Annotated in this window: 16 protein-coding genes; 11 read left to right on the forward strand and 5 right to left on the reverse strand. The window is 70.5% G+C overall.

The genetic code is table 11. The features are described 5' to 3' along the window. Positions 1-214: 214 nt before the first annotated feature. Together ABFX54_RS52675 and ABFX54_RS52680 are read right to left on the reverse strand one after the other, a co-directional pair. On the reverse strand, positions 215-814 hold the full coding sequence (locus ABFX54_RS52675) for an HAD family hydrolase (protein WP_346114837.1): 600 nt from the start codon (positions 812-814) through the stop codon (positions 215-217). Next, entirely contained in the window at positions 811-1650 is an 840-nt protein-coding gene (locus ABFX54_RS52680; protein WP_346114838.1) for a hypothetical protein, read from the reverse strand. Before ABFX54_RS52680 ends, ABFX54_RS52675 begins: the two co-directional genes overlap by 4 nt. 164 nt (positions 1651-1814) lie before the next feature. On the opposite strand from ABFX54_RS52680, the gene arfB reads away from it, so the two are divergent. After that, positions 1815-2222, forward strand: coding sequence for an alternative ribosome rescue aminoacyl-tRNA hydrolase ArfB (gene arfB, locus ABFX54_RS52685; protein ID WP_346114839.1), 408 nt, complete (start codon positions 1815-1817; stop codon positions 2220-2222). 4 nt (positions 2223-2226) lie between these two features. Here arfB and ABFX54_RS52690 read toward each other — a convergent pair whose 3' ends face one another. Continuing rightward, the gene (locus tag ABFX54_RS52690; protein WP_346114840.1) at positions 2227-2667 is read right to left on the reverse strand and encodes an NUDIX domain-containing protein; all 441 of its coding nucleotides are present in this window, start codon (positions 2665-2667) and stop codon (positions 2227-2229) included. A 77-nt stretch (positions 2668-2744) separates the two neighbouring features. Here ABFX54_RS52690 and ABFX54_RS52695 point away from each other — a divergent pair, with 77 nt between their 5' ends. From ABFX54_RS52695 to ABFX54_RS52705, 3 genes are all read left to right on the forward strand, one after another. Next, positions 2745-3674, forward strand: a complete 930-nt coding sequence (locus ABFX54_RS52695) for an acyl-ACP desaturase (RefSeq protein ID WP_346114841.1) — start codon at positions 2745-2747, stop codon at positions 3672-3674. A gap of 114 nt (positions 3675-3788) precedes the next feature. Next, entirely contained in the window at positions 3789-5894 is a 2106-nt protein-coding gene (locus tag ABFX54_RS52700; RefSeq protein ID WP_346114842.1) for an ABC1 kinase family protein, read from the forward strand. Positions 5895-6056: 162 nt separating this feature from the next. Next, complete coding sequence (locus ABFX54_RS52705; protein ID WP_346114843.1) at positions 6057-6590, forward strand: NADPH-dependent FMN reductase; 534 nt, start codon at positions 6057-6059, stop codon at positions 6588-6590. A 66-nt stretch (positions 6591-6656) separates the two neighbouring features. Here ABFX54_RS52705 and ABFX54_RS52710 read toward each other — a convergent pair whose 3' ends face one another. Further along, on the reverse strand, positions 6657-7052 hold the full coding sequence (locus tag ABFX54_RS52710) for a hypothetical protein (RefSeq protein WP_346114844.1): 396 nt from the start codon (positions 7050-7052) through the stop codon (positions 6657-6659). Between the two features lie 158 nt (positions 7053-7210). After that, a complete protein-coding gene (locus ABFX54_RS52715; RefSeq protein WP_346114845.1) occupies positions 7211-7999 on the reverse strand; it encodes an HAD-IIA family hydrolase in 789 nt (262 codons plus the stop codon). 53 nt (positions 8000-8052) lie between these two features. Here ABFX54_RS52715 and ABFX54_RS52720 point away from each other — a divergent pair, with 53 nt between their 5' ends. The 7 genes from ABFX54_RS52720 to ABFX54_RS52750 all read left to right on the forward strand — a co-directional run bounded on the left by ABFX54_RS52720 (position 8053) and on the right by ABFX54_RS52750 (position 16118). Beyond that, positions 8053-9240 (forward strand): M20 metallopeptidase family protein, encoded by a 1188-nt coding sequence (locus ABFX54_RS52720; RefSeq protein WP_346114846.1) that lies wholly within the window; start codon positions 8053-8055, stop codon positions 9238-9240. 1 nt (position 9241) lies between these two features. Then, on the forward strand, positions 9242-10219 hold the full coding sequence (locus ABFX54_RS52725) for a zinc-dependent alcohol dehydrogenase family protein (protein WP_346114847.1): 978 nt from the start codon (positions 9242-9244) through the stop codon (positions 10217-10219). Between the two features lie 145 nt (positions 10220-10364). Continuing rightward, a complete protein-coding gene (locus tag ABFX54_RS52730) occupies positions 10365-12197 on the forward strand; it encodes an ABC transporter substrate-binding protein (protein WP_346114848.1) in 1833 nt (610 codons plus the stop codon). Positions 12198-12200: 3 nt separating this feature from the next. After that, on the forward strand, positions 12201-13208 hold the full coding sequence (locus tag ABFX54_RS52735) for an ABC transporter permease (RefSeq protein WP_346114849.1): 1008 nt from the start codon (positions 12201-12203) through the stop codon (positions 13206-13208). Further along, entirely contained in the window at positions 13205-14110 is a 906-nt protein-coding gene (locus ABFX54_RS52740; RefSeq protein WP_346114850.1) for an ABC transporter permease, read from the forward strand. The genes ABFX54_RS52735 and ABFX54_RS52740 overlap by 4 nt, the downstream gene beginning before the upstream one ends. A 2-nt stretch (positions 14111-14112) precedes the next feature. Next, on the forward strand, positions 14113-15111 hold the full coding sequence (locus ABFX54_RS52745; RefSeq protein ID WP_346114851.1) for an ABC transporter ATP-binding protein: 999 nt from the start codon (positions 14113-14115) through the stop codon (positions 15109-15111). Further along, positions 15108-16118, forward strand: a complete 1011-nt coding sequence (locus tag ABFX54_RS52750) for an ABC transporter ATP-binding protein (RefSeq protein ID WP_346114852.1) — start codon at positions 15108-15110, stop codon at positions 16116-16118. Before ABFX54_RS52745 ends, ABFX54_RS52750 begins: the two co-directional genes overlap by 4 nt. Positions 16119-16174 lie beyond the last annotated feature (56 nt).

Genomic DNA, 16174 nt, shown 5'->3' on the forward strand with positions numbered 1-16174 from the left:
GGACGGCAGGGCGAACTCGCCGCCCGCTTCGCCGACCTCGCCGGCGGGCTGCGGGAGGAGGAGGCCGGCTGTCGCCGCTGTCAGGAAGGCTCTGCGGTCCACGTCATCAGGTATCGCCGCCCGCGCTGACTCCGTCGTGACAACGGAGTCAAGCGTGGGTGAACAGCATCGGTCCGGTCGTTCCATCCGCAAAATGGACAGAGCAGGACAAAGATCAGTGGACGGAGCCCGGCACGTCGGGGAGTGCGGCGCGCAGGGCGGTGGCGTCGGTGAAGTGCACGCCGGTCATGCCCGCCCGCCGCGCGCCCTCGACGTTCTCCTCCCGGTCGTCGATGAAGACGATCTCGGACGGATCGGCCCCGAGCCCGGCGGCCAGCCGGTCGTAGATCGCCCGGTCGGGCTTGACCACCCCCATCCTGCCGCTGTAAAAGCGGTGCCCGATCGCGGCGATCCAGGGCAGCTCGTCGAGGCCGTCACCGACGCAGATCGGCGCGTTCGACAGCAGCGCCACGTCGCGGCCGGCCGCGAGCAGGTCGTCGAGCAGGGCGACCGTGCCCTCGTCGGGGTAGGCCCAGCTCGCCACGTCCCTGGCGACCAGCCGGGCGACCTCGGTCGTGGTGGCGGGCCTGCCCAGGACGGCCGACCAGTAGGCGTGCGGGCTGAGGCCGCCCCGGTCGAACTCCAGGCGGTGCTCCCAGTAGCCGAGCTTGAACGGGCCCGGCTCGGCACCCACGGCCCGCGCCATCGCGTCGGCGTCGGACTCGGGCTGGGGCAGGGACAGGACACCGCCGTAGTCGAAGACAATCCACGTCATGCCACGAATGGTCGCAGATGCGGGTCGAGCGCCGGGCAGCCCAGGTATTTCTCGGCGGTGTGGAAGTCGATCCAGTCGAGGTTGACCAGCTCTTCGACGTCCACGCCGGTGAAGCTGGCGGCCAGGGCGGGCGGGATGGCCGCGATGTCGTCCTTGTCGGCTATGTTCACCCAGCGCCCGACCCCTCGGGGCCGCTCGCCACGGCCGTTGACGGGGGCGGGCAGGAGGCGCTCGAAGACGACGTTGCGCATGCCCAGCGGGCTGCCGAGGGTGATGAGCAGGTCGACCTTCAGTTCGGGGTTCGCCCACAGGGCCTCGTACGTCACCACGCTGCCGAGCGAGTGGGCGATGACCACCTTGGGCCGGTTTCGCCGGATGACCTCCGCCACGACCTGCCGGGACTTCTCCCGCTTGGCCGCGTCGGTGAGGTAGGCGGCGACCTCCGGCGCGAACAGCTTGGCGAACGCCGCCGACCTGCCGTCCAGCCGGTCCAGCAGCCAGCCGGTGGCCGACTTGAGCACGCCGGTGACGTGCTCGCCCACTCCTAAGTTGCGCGCCCAGCCGATGACCACCTGCTGGGCCTGCAGCTCCATGGCGGCGGCCGCCCGGCGCGGCACGGCCGTGTCCGCGTCCGCGTCGTCGAGGGCGCCGTCGTGCAGCAGGTGGGAGAAGTAGGCGATCTCGGCGAAGTACGCCCGCGCCTCCCCGCCGAGCGCGGCGTGCAGGTAGCGGTCCCACTTGCGCCGCATCGCCTCGGCCGCGCCCGTGGCGGACCGGCCGGCCTGGAGGTAATAGTTGTACTTGCCGATCCCGTGAACGCCGACGATGACCGCCATCCGCGCCTCCCCAACCCCGTGATCCTCTCGCGCGATATTGGCATACGCCGCTTGCACCCGGCCGTCAACCAGGTTCCAGCGGGAGAAAATCACTGGGGGCGGCATAGGCCGTCCCGATACGGTGACATGTCACTGCAGAACGCACGCGAACAGGAGCTCCACCCATGCCCGGCCCGCTGGTCGTCAACGACTCGATCGTCATCCCCGACATCGAGCTCGTCTGGCGCTTCTCGCGTTCCTCGGGTCCGGGCGGCCAGGGTGTCAACACCACCGACAGCCGGGTGGAGCTGACCTTCGACGTGGCCGCGACCACCGCGCTGACCCCGGCGCTCAAGGCGCGGGCGATCGAGCGGCTGGGCTCCGGCACGATCACGATCGCCGCCTCCGAATACCGCTCCCAGCTGCGCAACCGGGAGGCCGCCCGGCACCGCCTGGCGCAGCGGCTGCGCGAGGCCGTGGCGCCGCCGCCCAAGCGCCGCCGGGCCACCAAGCCCAGCAGGGGCGCCGTCGAGCGGCGGATCAGGTCCAAGAAGCACCGCTCCGACGTCAAGCGCCTGCGCCGCGACCCCTGAGCTCTCAGGGGATGAGGCGGGGCAGCCGGGTGACGAGAGCGGCGAGATAGCCCGCCACGGCCTGCGGGATCAGATTCCTGGCGTGCAGCTCCGAGCGGGCCAGGGGAACGTGCTCCACCTCGTACAGCCCGTACGCCGGGTCCTCGAACTCCGGCCCGTGCCGCAGCTCCGGGTCCATCGTGTCGAGCCGGCAACCGAAAACGTGCTGCGTCTTGACCTCTCCCCGCCACGGGTACGACACGCTGACCAGAGGCGTCACCGCGTACACCGTCGCGCCGAGCTCTTCCAGCAGCTCCCGGTGCAGGGTGTCCTCCAGCGAGCCGTCCTCGGGCTCGACGTGCCCACCGGGCACGGTCCAGTAGAGCGGGCGCCCCGGTACCGTCCGCCGGAACAGGACCAGCCGCTCGTCATGGTCGAGCAGGACTCCACGGACACTAGGTCGCATACATCCACCCTATTTGACCGGTATGTCCTTCGGGTAGCCTAACCTACGGTACCGTAACCTGAAGGAGAAGATCATAGATGGTGATGACTCAGACGGAACTCCTCCACGAGCTCGAACCCGTGGTCTCGGGAGAGCTCGACCGGCACGAGAAGACGGCCAAGGAGTGGTTCCCGCACGAGTACGTTCCGTGGAGCCAGGGCCGCGACTTCGACGGCATCTACGACGGCGAGGCGTGGCAGGACGCCGACTCCAAGATCCCGGAAGCGGCCCGCGTGTCGCTCATCGTCAACCTCCTCACCGAGGACAACCTGCCCAGCTATCACCACGAGATCGCCACGACCTTCGGCCGTGACGGCGCTTGGGGCACGTGGGTGCACCGCTGGACGGCCGAGGAGGACCGTCACGGCACCGCCATCCGCGACTACCTCACCGTCACCCGCGCCGTCGACCCCGTGGCGCTGGAGCGGGCGCGCATGGCGCACATGGAGAGCGGGTTCGTCACCGAGTACGACACGATGCTGCAGCAGCTCGCGTACGTCTCCTTCCAGGAGCTCGCCACCCGCATCGCGCACCGCAACACCGGCCGGGCCTCCGGCGACGAGGGCTGCGAGCGGCTGCTGGCCAGGATCGCCGCCGACGAGAACCTGCACATGCTCTTCTACCGCAACCTGCTCAAGGCGGCCTTCGAGCTCGACCCCAACCAGACGATGCGCGCGGTGACCGACGTGGTCACCACCTTCCAGATGCCCGGCCAGGGCATGGCCGGGTTCGCCCGCAAGGCCCTGATCATCGCCAACGAGGGCATCTACGACCTGCGACTGCACCTCGACGACGTGCTCATGCCGGTGCTGCGCCAGTGGGCGGTGTTCGACAAGACCGGCCTCGACGCCGAGGGCGAGAAGGCGCGCGAGGAGCTGTCCGGGTACCTGGCCAGGACCGAGGCCACCGCCGCCAGGTTCGTCGAGCGCCGCGAGGAGCGCCGCGCCCGCGCCGCCGCCCAGGGCTAGCCGAACACGCCGGGCGTGCGCGCCCTCGCCCGGCGATACCGGTACGAGCCGGTCGATCCTCCCTGACATGGAACACGACCGGACAGTCGTGTCGGCGTGGGAGGATCCTGGCCCATGGACTTTCCCACCGCGGTGGTCGTCGGGATCGCCACCCTGCTGACCATCATGCTGCTCGCGGTCGCGACGCAGCGGCTGCTGGATGTCAGGTTCGGCGCGCTGCGCACGTTCCTGGCCGCGCTGCTCGCGTTCGGGCTGGCGCAGCCGGTGCTGGAGCCGATCCTGAGCACGATCGGCCCGATGGACGGCGGGCAGCCGCCCGACGCGGCCGCCCTGGGACTGCTCCTGCTGGTCCTCATGTGCATGGTGCTGATCCCGATGACGGTGCTGGTGGTGGCCGAGGCGCTGGTGCCGCCCGGCTCGCTGCCGGGGCCGCTGGAGCTGGCCAGGTCCGTACGCGGCCGGCTGTCGCGGGGCCGGCGCTACTCCCAGATCACCAGGATCGCCGTCAGGCACGGCCTCGGCCCCTACCTTCGTGGGCGGGGCGAGCGGCTGGACGACCGGTCGGGCAAACTGCGCCTGGCCGCGTCGCTGCGTGCCGCGCTGGACGACGGCGGGGTGACGTTCGTCAAGCTCGGGCAGGTGCTGTCCACCCGGCGCGACCTGCTGCCCGCCGAATTCGTCGAGGAGCTCGGACGGCTGCAGGACCAGGTCTCCCCGGCCCCGTGGGAGCGGATCGAGCCGGTGCTGCGCGCGGAGCTGGGCGGGCCGGTGGACGAGGTGTTCGCCGAGTTCGACCGGACGCCGCTGGCCGCCGCCTCGATCGGGCAGGTGCACGCGGCCCGGCTGCGCTCCGGCGCGGACGTCGTGGTCAAGGTGCAGCGGCCGGGCATCGAGGCCGTCGTCGGCAAGGACCTGGAGATCGTCCGGCGGCTGGCCGCCACGCTGGAGAGCAGGACCCGATGGGGGCGCTCGCTCGGCCTGCGCGACCTGGCCGAGGGGTTCGCCACGGCGATCAGGGAGGAGCTGGACTTCCGCGTCGAGGCCGCGAACATGGCCGCCGTCTCCGCCTCCCGCGGCACCCCACGCGCCGCCGAGACCACCGCCGAGACCACCGCCGAGACCGCAGCCGGCCCCACCGGGACCGCCGCCGGCCACGCTGAGAGCCCAGCCGGCTCTGGCGGCCTCCTGAGCGGCTCCAGAGGCGGCGGGACGGCCGTCGCCTACCCCGCGCCGGTCGGTTCCATGTGCTCGGAGCGGGTGCTGGTCATGGAGCGCCTGCCGGGCCGGCCGATCACCGCGGCGGACCCGGAGGAAGGGCCGCGCCTGGCCCGCGACCTGCTCGACTGCCTGCTCCGGCAGATCCTCGTCGAAGGCGTCTTCCACGCCGACCCGCACCCGGGCAACCTCATGCTGCTCGACGACGGCACGCTGGGCCTGCTCGACTTCGGCTCGGTCGGCCGGCTCGACGCCTCCGTACGCTCGGCCCTCCAGCGCTTCCTGCTCGCCATGAACCGCCAGGACCCGCTGGGCGTCACGGACGCGCTGCTTGAGGTGGTGCCGAGGCCGGAGGAGATCGACGAGCCCGCGCTCGAACGGGCCCTCGGCCAGTTCATGGCCAGGCACCTGGGCCCCGGCATGGACAGCGCGCGGATGTTCACCGACCTGTTCACGATCGTCTCGGAGTACGGCCTGTCGATCCCGCCCGAGGTGGCCGCCGTCTTCCGCGCGCTGGCCACGCTGGAGGGCACGCTGGTGCGCCTGTCGCCCGGCTTCAACCTGATCGGCGAGGCCCGCGCGTTCGCCGGCCGTTATCTCAGCGAGCAGGTCACCCCCGAGACGATCAAGGAGTCGCTCACCCAGGAGCTGACCGCGCTGGTGCCCATGCTGCGCCGCCTGCCGCGCCGGGTCGAGCGGATCGCCAGCGCCGCCGAGCACGGCCGCTTCACCGTCAACGTGCGGCTGCTGGCCGACGAGCGCGACCGCCGCTACGTGACCGGGCTGCTGCACCAGGTGCTGCTCACGGTGCTGGGCGCCACGGCCGGGCTGATGGCGGTGATCCTCCTCGGCACCGAGGGCGGGACCCCGCTGGTGGGCACGACGAGCCTGCTCCACCTCATCGGCTACAACCTGCTGGTGATCCCGGCGATCCTGGGGCTGCGGGTGCTGGCGCTCGTCTTCCGCCGCCCCCGCGCCTCCGACGAACGCACCGGCGCCCGGTAGGCGCTTCCCCGGCAGGCGATCCCGAGGGCGCCCGGTAGGCGGATCTACCAGCGTGTCCCCACGTACGGCAAAGACTGTGCGCCTCTTGACCCGGCCGTGGTCTTGGACATCCGAGGCATCGGGCAGGTTCTCGGTAACACCGGAACCCCTTGGGAGCAGTGGGTGAAAATCATCGGGATCGCCGCCAGTCTCCACGCGGGGTCATTCATCACCAGATTGTTGGACGCAGCGGGCGGCGAGCTGCCGGACAGCGTCGGGTTCGAGGTGTGGCGCGGGCTGGAGGAGATCCCGCCGTACCGGAGCGGGCCGGTGCCGGCCGCGGCACGCGAGCTGCTCACCCTGGTCGCGGGCGGTGACGGGGTGCTGCTGACCGCTCCCGAGCACAGCCTGCTGCCGCTGGAGCTGACGTACACGCTGGACTGGATGTCGGCCAGGGACGGGCTGTCGGGCAAGCACGTGGCGGTGATGAGCGCGAGCGCGCGCGCCTGCGGGGCCATGTGGGCGCAGGCGGAGCTCTACAAGCAACTGCTGGGGGCGGGCGCCGTCGTGAGCGGGGCCGAGCTGGTGATCTCACCCGCCTGGCCGCTCTTCGGCGACGACGGCCAGCTGATCGCTCCCGACCTGCGCGATCAGGTGCGCGCCGTGATCCGGCGGCTGTGCCCGTCGGACGTCATGGAACCGGCGCTGTCGCTCTAGCCGGGACCGCCTCCGTGGCCGTCACGGTGGCCGCCTCCGTGGCCGTCACGGTGGCCGTCACGCGTCTCAGGGCGTGCGCTTCAGCAGCCGGTCGAGCTTGATGTTCATGTCCATCGCCTCGGATCGCAGGAAGTCGAACTCGCGCCGCCACTGCTTCCTGAACTTGTCGACCTCGATGGAGAGCTGGGCCCGCAGTTCCTCGATGAGGTCCGGGCGTTCTGTCATCGCCCTCCGCACGCTCTCGACCTCGATGCCCATGGCGGCGAACTCCTCGGTGAACTCCACCACGGCCTGGTCGATCTGGCTCTGCATCGTCGCGAGCCCCGCCTGCAGCTTCATGGACCGTTCGGCGATCTCGTGCAGGAGAATCACCTGCCGTTCGAGTTCGCCACCGTGCTCCATGGTGGTCTCGAGATCCTCGACGCGAAGTTTCAAGTCGAGCAGCTCAGCCCGTACGTCCACGCCACCCCGCCCTTTGCCGGCTGTCTCCGATGCTGTCAGGACATCGTCGCAGCCTGTGAGCACCCCTGCCACCCGGAGGACAACGGCGGGTGAGGATCTGTCCGCCCGCCATCTCAGCGAGGTAGAGGATTTTCCCCCGGCGGGGCCGGACGGCAAGATCAGATCAGGTCGATGAGATCGGCCACGGAGTCGACGACCAAGGAGGGGCGGTAGGGGAAGCGGTCGATCTCGTGGCGCTGGGTGACCCCAGTGAGGACGAGGATGGTGAACAGGCCCGCCTCCATGCCGGAGACGATGTCGGTGTCCATGCGGTCGCCGATCATGGCCGTGGTCTCGCTGTGGGCCTCGATCTCGTTGAGCGCGCTGCGCATCATGCGCGGGTTGGGCTTGCCGACGAAGTAGGGCTCGACGCCGGTGGCCTTGGTGATGAGGGCGGCGACCGCGCCGCAGGCGGGCAGCGAGCCCTCGGTGGAGGGGCCGATGGGGTCGGGGTTGGTGGCGATGAAGCGGGCGCCGCCCTCGATGAGGCGGATGGCGCGGGTGATCTGGGTGAAGCTGTAGGTGCGGGTCTCGCCGAGCACCACGTAGTCGGGGTCGAGGTCGGTCAGGATGTAGCCGACCTCGTGCAGCGCCGTGGTCAGCCCGGCCTCGCCGATGACGTACGCCGAGCCGCCCGCCCGCTGGTCGTCGAGGAACTGGGCGGTGGCCAGCGCGGAGGTCCAGATGGACTCGGCGGGCACGTCGAGGCCGGCGCCGGCCAGGCGGACCGACAGATCGCGCTGCGTGTAGATCGAGTTGTTGGTCAGGACCCGGAACTTCCGGCCGGACTCGCTGAGCCGTTTGATGAATTCGTCCGCACCCGGGACAGGACGTCCCTCGTGGACGAGCACGCCGTCCATGTCGGACAACCAGGAGTCGATCCGCTTACGCTGAGTCACGCGGCCCATGGTACCGAGCGCGCCTTATCGACTTCCCGCCCGGCACGTGAACAATGTTCTTCATGTCGTTCATCGAATCCGCCCAGGACATGCGGGACGAGCTCGTCCGGCTCAGGCACTCCTTGCACACCACCCCCGAGCTCGGCCTGCACCTGCCGCGTACGCAGGAGAAGGTGCTGGCGGCGCTGGAGGGGCTGCCCCTGGAGATCACCACGGGGAAGGCGCTCAGCTCCGTCACCGCCGTGCTGAGGGGCGGCCGGCCGGGGCCCGCGGTGCTGCTGCGGGGCGACATGGACGCCCTGCCCGTGACCGAGAAGAACGACCTGCCCTACGTCTCCCGATCGCCCGGCCAGATGCACGCCTGCGGGCATGACCTGCACACCGCGATGCTGACGGGGGCGGCGCACCTGCTGAGCGCGCGGCGGGAGGAGCTGGCCGGTGACGTGATCTTCATGTTCCAGCCGGGCGAGGAGGGCCACGACGGCGCCAAGCAGATGATCGGCGAGGGCGTGCTGGACGCGGCGGGGGCGCGGCCGGTGGCGGCGTACGGCATGCACGTGGTGTCGTCGATGTTGCCGCCGGGACTGTTCGCGTCGCGGCCGGGGCCGATCATGGCGGCGGCGGACGTGTTCGCCGTGACGGTGAAGGGGCGCGGCGGGCACGGTTCGACCCCGCACATGGCGCTGGACCCGATCCAGGCGGGCTGCGAGATGGTCACCGCGATGCAGACGATGGTGACCAGGACGTTCAACGTGTTCGACCCAGTCGTGGTGACGGTGGGCAGCTTCCACGGCGGGTCGGCCGACAATGTGATCCCCGACGAGGCCAGGTTCGAGGCCACGGTGCGCACGTTCAGCAAGGAGAACCGGGCGCTGGTCAAGCGGCGGCTGGAGGAGGTCGTGCGGGGCGTGGCGGCGGCGCACGGGCTGGAGGTGGAGACGGCGCTCGGGATGGGCTACCCGGTGACGGTCAACGACCAGGACGAGGCCGCGTTCGTGGGCGCGACGGCCGACGAGCTGTTCGGTCCCGGCCGCTACTTCGTCTCGCCGCAGCCGGTGATGGGGTCGGAGGACTTCTCGTACGTGCTGGAGAACGTGCCGGGCGCGTTCGTGTTCCTGGGGGCCTGCCCGCCCGGCAGGGACCCGGCGACGGCGCCGTACAACCATTCGCCCGAGGCGCAGTTCGACGACGCGGTGCTGCCCGACGGGGCCGCGCTGTACGCGTCGCTGGCCTTCTCCAGGCTGTCCTGACATGCGTGCCTGGGTGGTGGAGCGGCCGGGGCCGATGGCGTCGGGGCCGCTGGCGCTGATCGAGCGGGAGGTTCCCGAGCCGGGGCCCGGTGAGGTCCTGGTGGAGGTGGAGGCATGCGGCGTGTGCCGTACGGACCTGCACCTGGCCGAGGGCGACCTGGCCCCGCGGCGCCCCAGGACCACCCCCGGGCACCAGGTGGTGGGCCGCGTCGCAGGCGGGGCCGGGGTGATCGGCGCGCGGGTGGGCGTGGCCTGGCTGCGCTCGACGTGCGGCCGGTGCCGTTACTGCCTGCGCGGCATGGAGAACCTCTGCCCCGGCTCCACCTACACCGGGTGGGACGCCGACGGCGGCTACGCCGACTATCTCGTGGCGCCCGCCGGCTACGTCTATCCCCTGCCCGACGACCGTCCCGCCGAGTGGCTGGCCCCGCTGCTGTGCGCCGGAATCATCGGCTACCGGGCGCTGGCACGCTGCGACCTGCCCGCCGGCGGGCGGCTGGGCATCTACGGGTTCGGGGCCTCGGCCCATCTGACCGCGCAGGCGGCCATCGCGCAGGGCGCCACCGTGCACGCGGTGAGCAGGTCGGAGGCTTCCCGGCGCCTGGCCCTCGACCTGGGCGCCGCCTCGGCAGGGGACCGGCCGCCCGAGCCGCTCGACGCGGCCATTCTGTTCGCGCCCGTGGGTACCCTGGTACCACCGGCGCTCGAAGCGCTCGACCGGGGCGGCACTCTGGCCGTGGCGGGCATCCATCTCACCGACGTGCCGGTGCTCAACTACGAGCGGCACCTGTTCCAGGAACGGACGCTGCGCAGCGTGACGGCCAACACCAGGGCCGACGGGCGGGCGTATCTGGAGCTCGCGCTGGCGCATCCGCCGCGGGTGACGACGACGGCCTATCCGTTCGAGGAGGCCGCGCGGGCACTGACCGATCTGGCCGCGGACCAGGTCAACGGCGCGGCCGTCCTGGTAAAGACCTGACCGAATGCTTGATGGCGCTTAGCACCGCTTCGTACACTCATGAAGGAAAGTTACATTAGCCTCACAACCACTGGAGATTATTGACGCTGGTTCGACGCGATCGTAATGTCCGGTCAATCCCTAGAGACATCCCCCGGAGCGGCAAATGAAGCGACTGGCAGCGGTAGTGGCGTTGCTGGGCCTTGCCACCGCGACAGCGGCGTGCAGCGGCGGTACGACCAACAAGTCCGGCGGCTCGGGCGGCGGTGGAGGCGGACTCTTCACCACGATCGACGTGAACCGGCCAGGGCTTGAGGCGTCGGCCCCGGCCAACCCGTACAACCCGAAGGGCAACTCCTTCCCCGGCTACAGCTCCATGAAGCTGGGCTGGGTCGTCAACCACCTGACCGACCCGAACAAGGCTTTGCCGGGTCTGGCGGCCAGCTGGGAGATCGCGCCGGACAACTCGGCCATCACCCTCAAGCTGCAGCCGAACGCGAAGTGGTCGGACGGCAAGCCGGTCACCGCCGAGGACGTCAAGATGTCCATCGGCATCGCCTACACGCAGGGCAGCACGGCCTTCTCGGTCACGCCCGGCGCCGCCGGCGCGGCGGCCGAGGTCGAGGTCGTCGACCCGCAGACCGTGAAGATCACCCAGGACATGGCCAACCCGAGCCCCAAGTTCGCCCGCGGCGTGCTCGACACCACCGTCCTGCCCTCGCACGTGTGGAGCAGCGTGCTCCCCGCGGACTTCTGGGACAAGCTGAAGGCCGCCCGCGGTGAGGGCGCCGACGCCGAGAAGGCCCGCGAGGAGGTCACCGCCCTGGGCGAGAAGGTCATCGCCTTCGCCCCGCCGAAGGACGTCTCCGCCGGCCCGTTCGTGCTGGAGCGGGTCAACCCCTCCGAGGCGCTGCTGGTCAGGAACAAGTACTTCTACAACGCCGCGAACGTCGCCCCGGCTCAGGTGAAGTTCCTCAACTACACCGGCAACGAGCAGATCTGGAACTACCTGACCCAGGGCAAGCTCGACCACGCCGGCTTCACCGCCGCCCCGACGGACGTGATGAACCGGATCAAGGCGGCCTCGGGCAACGAGGTCATCAAGGGCTACTCGCCCGTCGCCGTCGGCATGGCCTTCAACCAGACGAAGAAGCCGTACGACAACGTCCACGTGCGCAGGGGCCTGGCCTACCTGATCGACCGCGACCAGGTCACCAAGGTCGCCTCGCCCGAGGGCGGCACGCCCGCCGCGACGACGAGCGGCATCCACCAGAAGGCCGCGCAGGCGTGGATCCCCGAGACCGTGCCGCAGCTTGAGCAGTACAAGCCGGACGTGGCCAAGGCCGAGACCGAGTTCAAGGAGGCCGGCCTGGTCAAGAAGGACGGCAAGTGGACGCTCGCCGACGGCTCGCCGTGGAAGGTGTCCATGCACGCGCCGTCCGGGTTCTCCGACTGGCTGTCGGCCCAGGAGAACATCAAGAGCCAGCTCGTCAAGGCAGGCGTGGACGCCGAGGTCGTGACGACCGCCGACTACCCGCTCTATCTGGAGGAGCTGGCCGCCGGCAAGTACGACGCCGGCTTCTGGCTGATGGCGCTCGGCCCCGCGCCGTACGACATCTTCCAGCGCCTCTACGGCGCCTCCAACGGCTGGACCAACGTCGCGGGCAAGGTCACGCACGCGGCGCCGGGCAAGAACGGCAACTGGATGGGCGGCCCCGAGGAGATCGAGGTCGACGGCGAGAAGATCAACCCCGGTGAGCTGACCGGCCAGCTGAACTCGGCCGACGAGCAGGCCGCCAAGCCGATCATGGCCAAGCTGGCCAAGGCGGCCAACCAGGACCTGCCCGTCATCCAGCTCTGGGACTACATCAACACCCAGTTCGTCAACAACAACCGTTTCACCGGCTGGCCCCACGACGACGAGGTCCTGCGCATGGGCACCGGCGTCCTGCCCTCCGGCGTGTGGATCCAGCAAGGTCTGATCAAGGCGAAGCAGTAGCCTATGACGCTCATCGCGCGGCGACTCGCGGGCCACCTGGCCCGCGGGTTCGTCATGATCCTGGTCGTCGCGACGATCAGTTTCTTCATCGTCAACAACATCCCCGGCGACCCCATGGCCGCCCGCTACGAGAAGCTGATCGAGCAGGGGATGGCGCCGGAGGCGGCCAGGCAGGCCGTCAAGGTGCTGTACGGCTTCCAGCCGGACGGCACGCTCTGGCATCAGTACTCCGACTACATCTCCGGCCTGCTCCGCCTCGACCTCGGCGTCTCGGTGACCAGGCCGGGGACTCCCGTGCTCGACGTGCTGACCGACGCGGCCAAGTGGACGATCGTCCCGGTGCTGGTGGGCACGCTGCTGAGCTTCCTGGTCGGGATCATCTTCGGCGTGTACGCCGCCATCAAGCGCACCGGCAAGCTCGGCGACGCCCTGTCGATCTCCGGCTCGCTGCTGCACGGCATCCCGCAGTACGTGCTGGCGATGCTGCTGGTGGTGATCTTCGCCACGCTCATCCCCATCCTGCCCGCCGACGGATCGGTGGACATCCTGTACGAGCCCGGCTTCAACGGCCCGTACATCGGCTCGCTCGTCGAGCACGCGGTGCTGCCGGTGCTCACGTACGCGCTGTCGGCCTACGGCGGATGGGTGCTGGCGATGAAGTCGAGCGTGGTCACCGTGCTCGGCGACGACTTCATCCTGGCCGCCGAGCTGCGCGGGGTGAAGCGCTCGATCGTCTTCCGCTACATCGCGCGCAACGCGATCCTGCCGCTGTTCACGATGCTGGCCCTGTCGCTGGGCCTGCTGCTCGGCGGCGCGGTCTTCATCGAGAAGATCTTCAACTATCCGGGGCTCGGCTGGTTGCTCATCAGCAGCGTCACCGACCGCGACTACGCCCTGATGGGCGGGGCGTTCCTGCTGATCACCGTCGGGACCATCCTGGCCAACATCGTGGCCGACCTGTTCTACACGGTCATCGACCCGCGCGTGCGCAGCGGAGAGGAGGCGTCGTGAGTGCCACGCTGATTCCGGAGACCGGCTCGGCCGCCTCGGAGATGCGCCGCAACTTCTGGCGCGGCGTCTGGCGGGTGATGAAGCGCAAGCCCAGCCGCCTGGTCGGGGTCGTCATCATCGCGGGCTTCATCGTCATGGGGGTCGTCGGGCCGATGGTGCTGCCCGAACACCTGCCGTCCGACACCAACGCGATCACCCAGGCGCCCAGCTGGGAGCACTGGTTCGGCACCGACCCGCAGGGCAGGGACGTGCTCGCGCTGGTCATCACCGGCTCGCGCTACGTGCTGCTCACCGCCGCGGTGACCGCGCTCATCACCGTCGTCGTGGGCACCGCGATCGGCCTGTTCTCCGGCTTCAAGCGGGGCCGCTGGGACACCGTGCTGATGCGGCTCACCGACATGAAGCTGACGATCCCCGGCCTGCCGCTGCTGCTGGTCCTGGCGACCGTGTGGCAGTTCGGCAGCCCGCTGCAGATGGGCCTGGTGCTGGGCCTGCTCGGCTGGGGCGGCGTGGCCAGGGCGGTGCGCTCTCAGACGTTGTCGCTGCGCGAGCGCGGCTTCATCGAGGCGGCGCGCGGGCTGGGCCTGTCCACGACGCACATCATCGGCAAGGAGCTGCTGCCGAGCATGGCGCCGTACATCGCGATGAACATGCTCATCGCGGTGACCGGCGCCGTGTACTCCCAGGTGGGCCTGTTCTTCCTGGGCGTGCTGCCGTACGAGTCGGACAACTGGGGCGTCATGCTCAACCTGGCCGTGTTCCAGGCCGGCGCCATGATCACACCGAACGCGCTCGGCTACCTGCTGGCGCCGCTGCTGGCGATCCTGCTGCTCACGCTCGGCATCGTGCTCGTGGTCGACGCCATGGACGAGATCTTCAATCCCCGGCTGCGCGAGGAGTAACGGTGGGTACACAAGCGCCGGGAGTGCGCATCGGCGGCCTGACGGTCGTCTACAAGACCCCCGCGGGCGAGCTGCCCGCCGTCAGGGACATCAGCCTCACGCTGGAGCCCGGCACGATCACCGGCATCGTCGGCGAGTCCGGCTCGGGCAAGTCCACGCTGGCCCTGTCGCTGCTCAACGCCGTCCAGCCGCCCGGCAGGATCGCGTCAGGCAGCGTCGAGATCGACGGGCTCGGCGACGTGGTCGGCCTGGCCGGCGAGGAGCTGCGCAAGGCCAGGGGCCGGCACATCGGCTACGTCTTCCAGGCAGCACAGAACTCGCTCAACCCGCTCAAGACGGTCGGCAAGCAGCTGCTCGACCTGGGCCGCTCGCACGGCGTGGAGGACCTGCGCGCCCTGGTGCGCGAGGCCCAGGAGCTGCTCGGCCGGATGGGCCTGGACGGCGCCCGGGTGCTCGACTCGCACCAGCACGAGCTGTCCGGCGGCATGCGCCAGCGGGTCGGCATCATGCTGGCACTGGTGCTCAACGCGCACCTGGTGGTGCTGGACGAGCCGACGACCGCCCTGGACATGATCACCCAGGCGAACATCCTGAAGATCATCCGTGAGGTGCACGCCGAGCGCGGCCTGACCACGCTGGTCATCACGCACGACATCGGCGTGGTGGCCGAGGTGGCCGACCGGCTGGCCGTCATGTACGGCGGCCGCCTGGTCGAGCAGGGCCCCACCAGGGAGGTGCTCGGCGCGCCGCAGCACCCGTACACGCGCGGCCTGATCAGGGCCATCCCGCGGCTCGTCGGCGACATCGACGAGGCGCGGGCGCTGCCGGGACGCCCGCCGACGCTCGCGACCGTGCCGAAGCAGGGCTGCGTGTTCAGGGAGCGCTGCGCCCTGCGCATGGACGTCTGCGACGACGTGGACCCCGCGCCCCAGGTCGACCAAGGCGAGCGCGGGCCGAGGACGGTCGCCTGCCACGCCGTGACGGTGAAGGAGCACGCATGATCACCGGGACCGGGGTCGTCAAGACCTTCAAGCAGCGGGGCAAGATGCTCGGCGCGCGCGAGGTGCGGGCGCTGCGGGGCGTGGACTTCGCCATCCCCAAGGGCGGCGCGGCCTCGTTCATCGGCGAGTCCGGGTGCGGGAAGACCACGCTGGGCCGGATCATCGCGGGGCTGGAGACGTACGACGAGGGCGAGATCGAGATCGGCGGCGTCCCCATGTCGGGGCTCAAGCACAAGCAGCGCCAGCCGCACTTCCGCAAGATCCAGATGATCCACCAGGACCCGTACTCGGCCCTGAACCCGACCAGGACCGTCCACCAGACGCTGCACGCCCCGCTGAGCCTGCGGGCGGGGCAGACCGGGCGCTCGCGGGCGTGGATCGAGGAGCGGGCGGCCGAGGTACTGTCGCTGGTCGGGCTGGACCCGGGCACGGTGCTGTCGCGCTATCCGCACCAGCTCTCCGGCGGCATGCGCCAGCGCGTGGTCATCGCCCGCGCGCTGACCGTGGACCCCGAGATGCTGGTCGCCGACGAGGCCGTGTCGATGATCGACGTCTCGCTCCGGCTGGGCATCCTGGCGCTGCTGAAGGACCTGCGCGAGCGGCTCGGGGTCAGCGTGCTGTTCATCACGCACGACGTGGCCACCGCCCGCTACATCGGCGCCGACGGCGAGCTGTACGTCATCTACCGGGGGCAGGTCGTCGAACGCGGCGCGGTGGACACGATCATCGCCGATCCCGTGCACCCGTACACGCAGTCGCTGCTGTCGGCCATCCCCGTGCTGCACGGCCTGGAGCAGCCCGGTGAGCAGCCCGTGGTGCCACTGGAGTCGCTGGACGAGAGCCAGTCCGACGCGGGCTGCCTGTTCGCCCGCCGCTGCCCGTTCAGGGGCGAGCGGTGCGCCGACGAACGGCCGCTGCTGCGCATCACCGACGGGGCACCGCAGGAGCACGCGTGCTTCTACCCCGAGCGCCGCGACGTGATCGCCCGGCCGATGAGCGAGGTGTGATGGCGCACGCCGTACGGGCCGCCGAGCCCGCCTCGGCGGCGCGCGCCGCCTCGGCG

The sequence above is a fragment of the Nonomuraea maheshkhaliensis genome (assembly GCF_039529435.1).
GTDB lineage: Bacteria > Actinomycetota > Actinomycetes > Streptosporangiales > Streptosporangiaceae > Nonomuraea > Nonomuraea maheshkhaliensis.

Bases quoted from the DNA above. Each gene is read 5' to 3' on its own strand.
- ABFX54_RS52750 (WP_346114852.1), top strand. From the start codon at position 15,108: ATGATCACCGGGACCGGGGTCGTCAAGACCTTCAAGCAGCGGGGCAAG.
- ABFX54_RS52735 (WP_346114849.1), top strand. From the start codon at position 12,201: ATGACGCTCATCGCGCGGCGACTCGCGGGCCACCTGGCCCGCGGGTTC.
- ABFX54_RS52675 (WP_346114837.1), bottom strand. From the start codon at position 814: ATGACGTGGATTGTCTTCGACTACGGCGGTGTCCTGTCCCTGCCCCAG.
- ABFX54_RS52695 (WP_346114841.1), top strand. From the start codon at position 2,745: ATGGTGATGACTCAGACGGAACTCCTCCACGAGCTCGAACCCGTGGTC.
- ABFX54_RS52730 (WP_346114848.1), top strand. From the start codon at position 10,365: ATGAAGCGACTGGCAGCGGTAGTGGCGTTGCTGGGCCTTGCCACCGCG.
- arfB (WP_346114839.1), top strand. From the start codon at position 1,815: ATGCCCGGCCCGCTGGTCGTCAACGACTCGATCGTCATCCCCGACATC.
- ABFX54_RS52700 (WP_346114842.1), top strand. From the start codon at position 3,789: ATGGACTTTCCCACCGCGGTGGTCGTCGGGATCGCCACCCTGCTGACC.
- ABFX54_RS52690 (WP_346114840.1), bottom strand. From the start codon at position 2,667: ATGCGACCTAGTGTCCGTGGAGTCCTGCTCGACCATGACGAGCGGCTG.
- ABFX54_RS52715 (WP_346114845.1), bottom strand. From the start codon at position 7,999: ATGGGCCGCGTGACTCAGCGTAAGCGGATCGACTCCTGGTTGTCCGAC.
- ABFX54_RS52725 (WP_346114847.1), top strand. From the start codon at position 9,242: ATGCGTGCCTGGGTGGTGGAGCGGCCGGGGCCGATGGCGTCGGGGCCG.
- ABFX54_RS52720 (WP_346114846.1), top strand. From the start codon at position 8,053: ATGTCGTTCATCGAATCCGCCCAGGACATGCGGGACGAGCTCGTCCGG.
- ABFX54_RS52680 (WP_346114838.1), bottom strand. From the start codon at position 1,650: ATGGCGGTCATCGTCGGCGTTCACGGGATCGGCAAGTACAACTATTAC.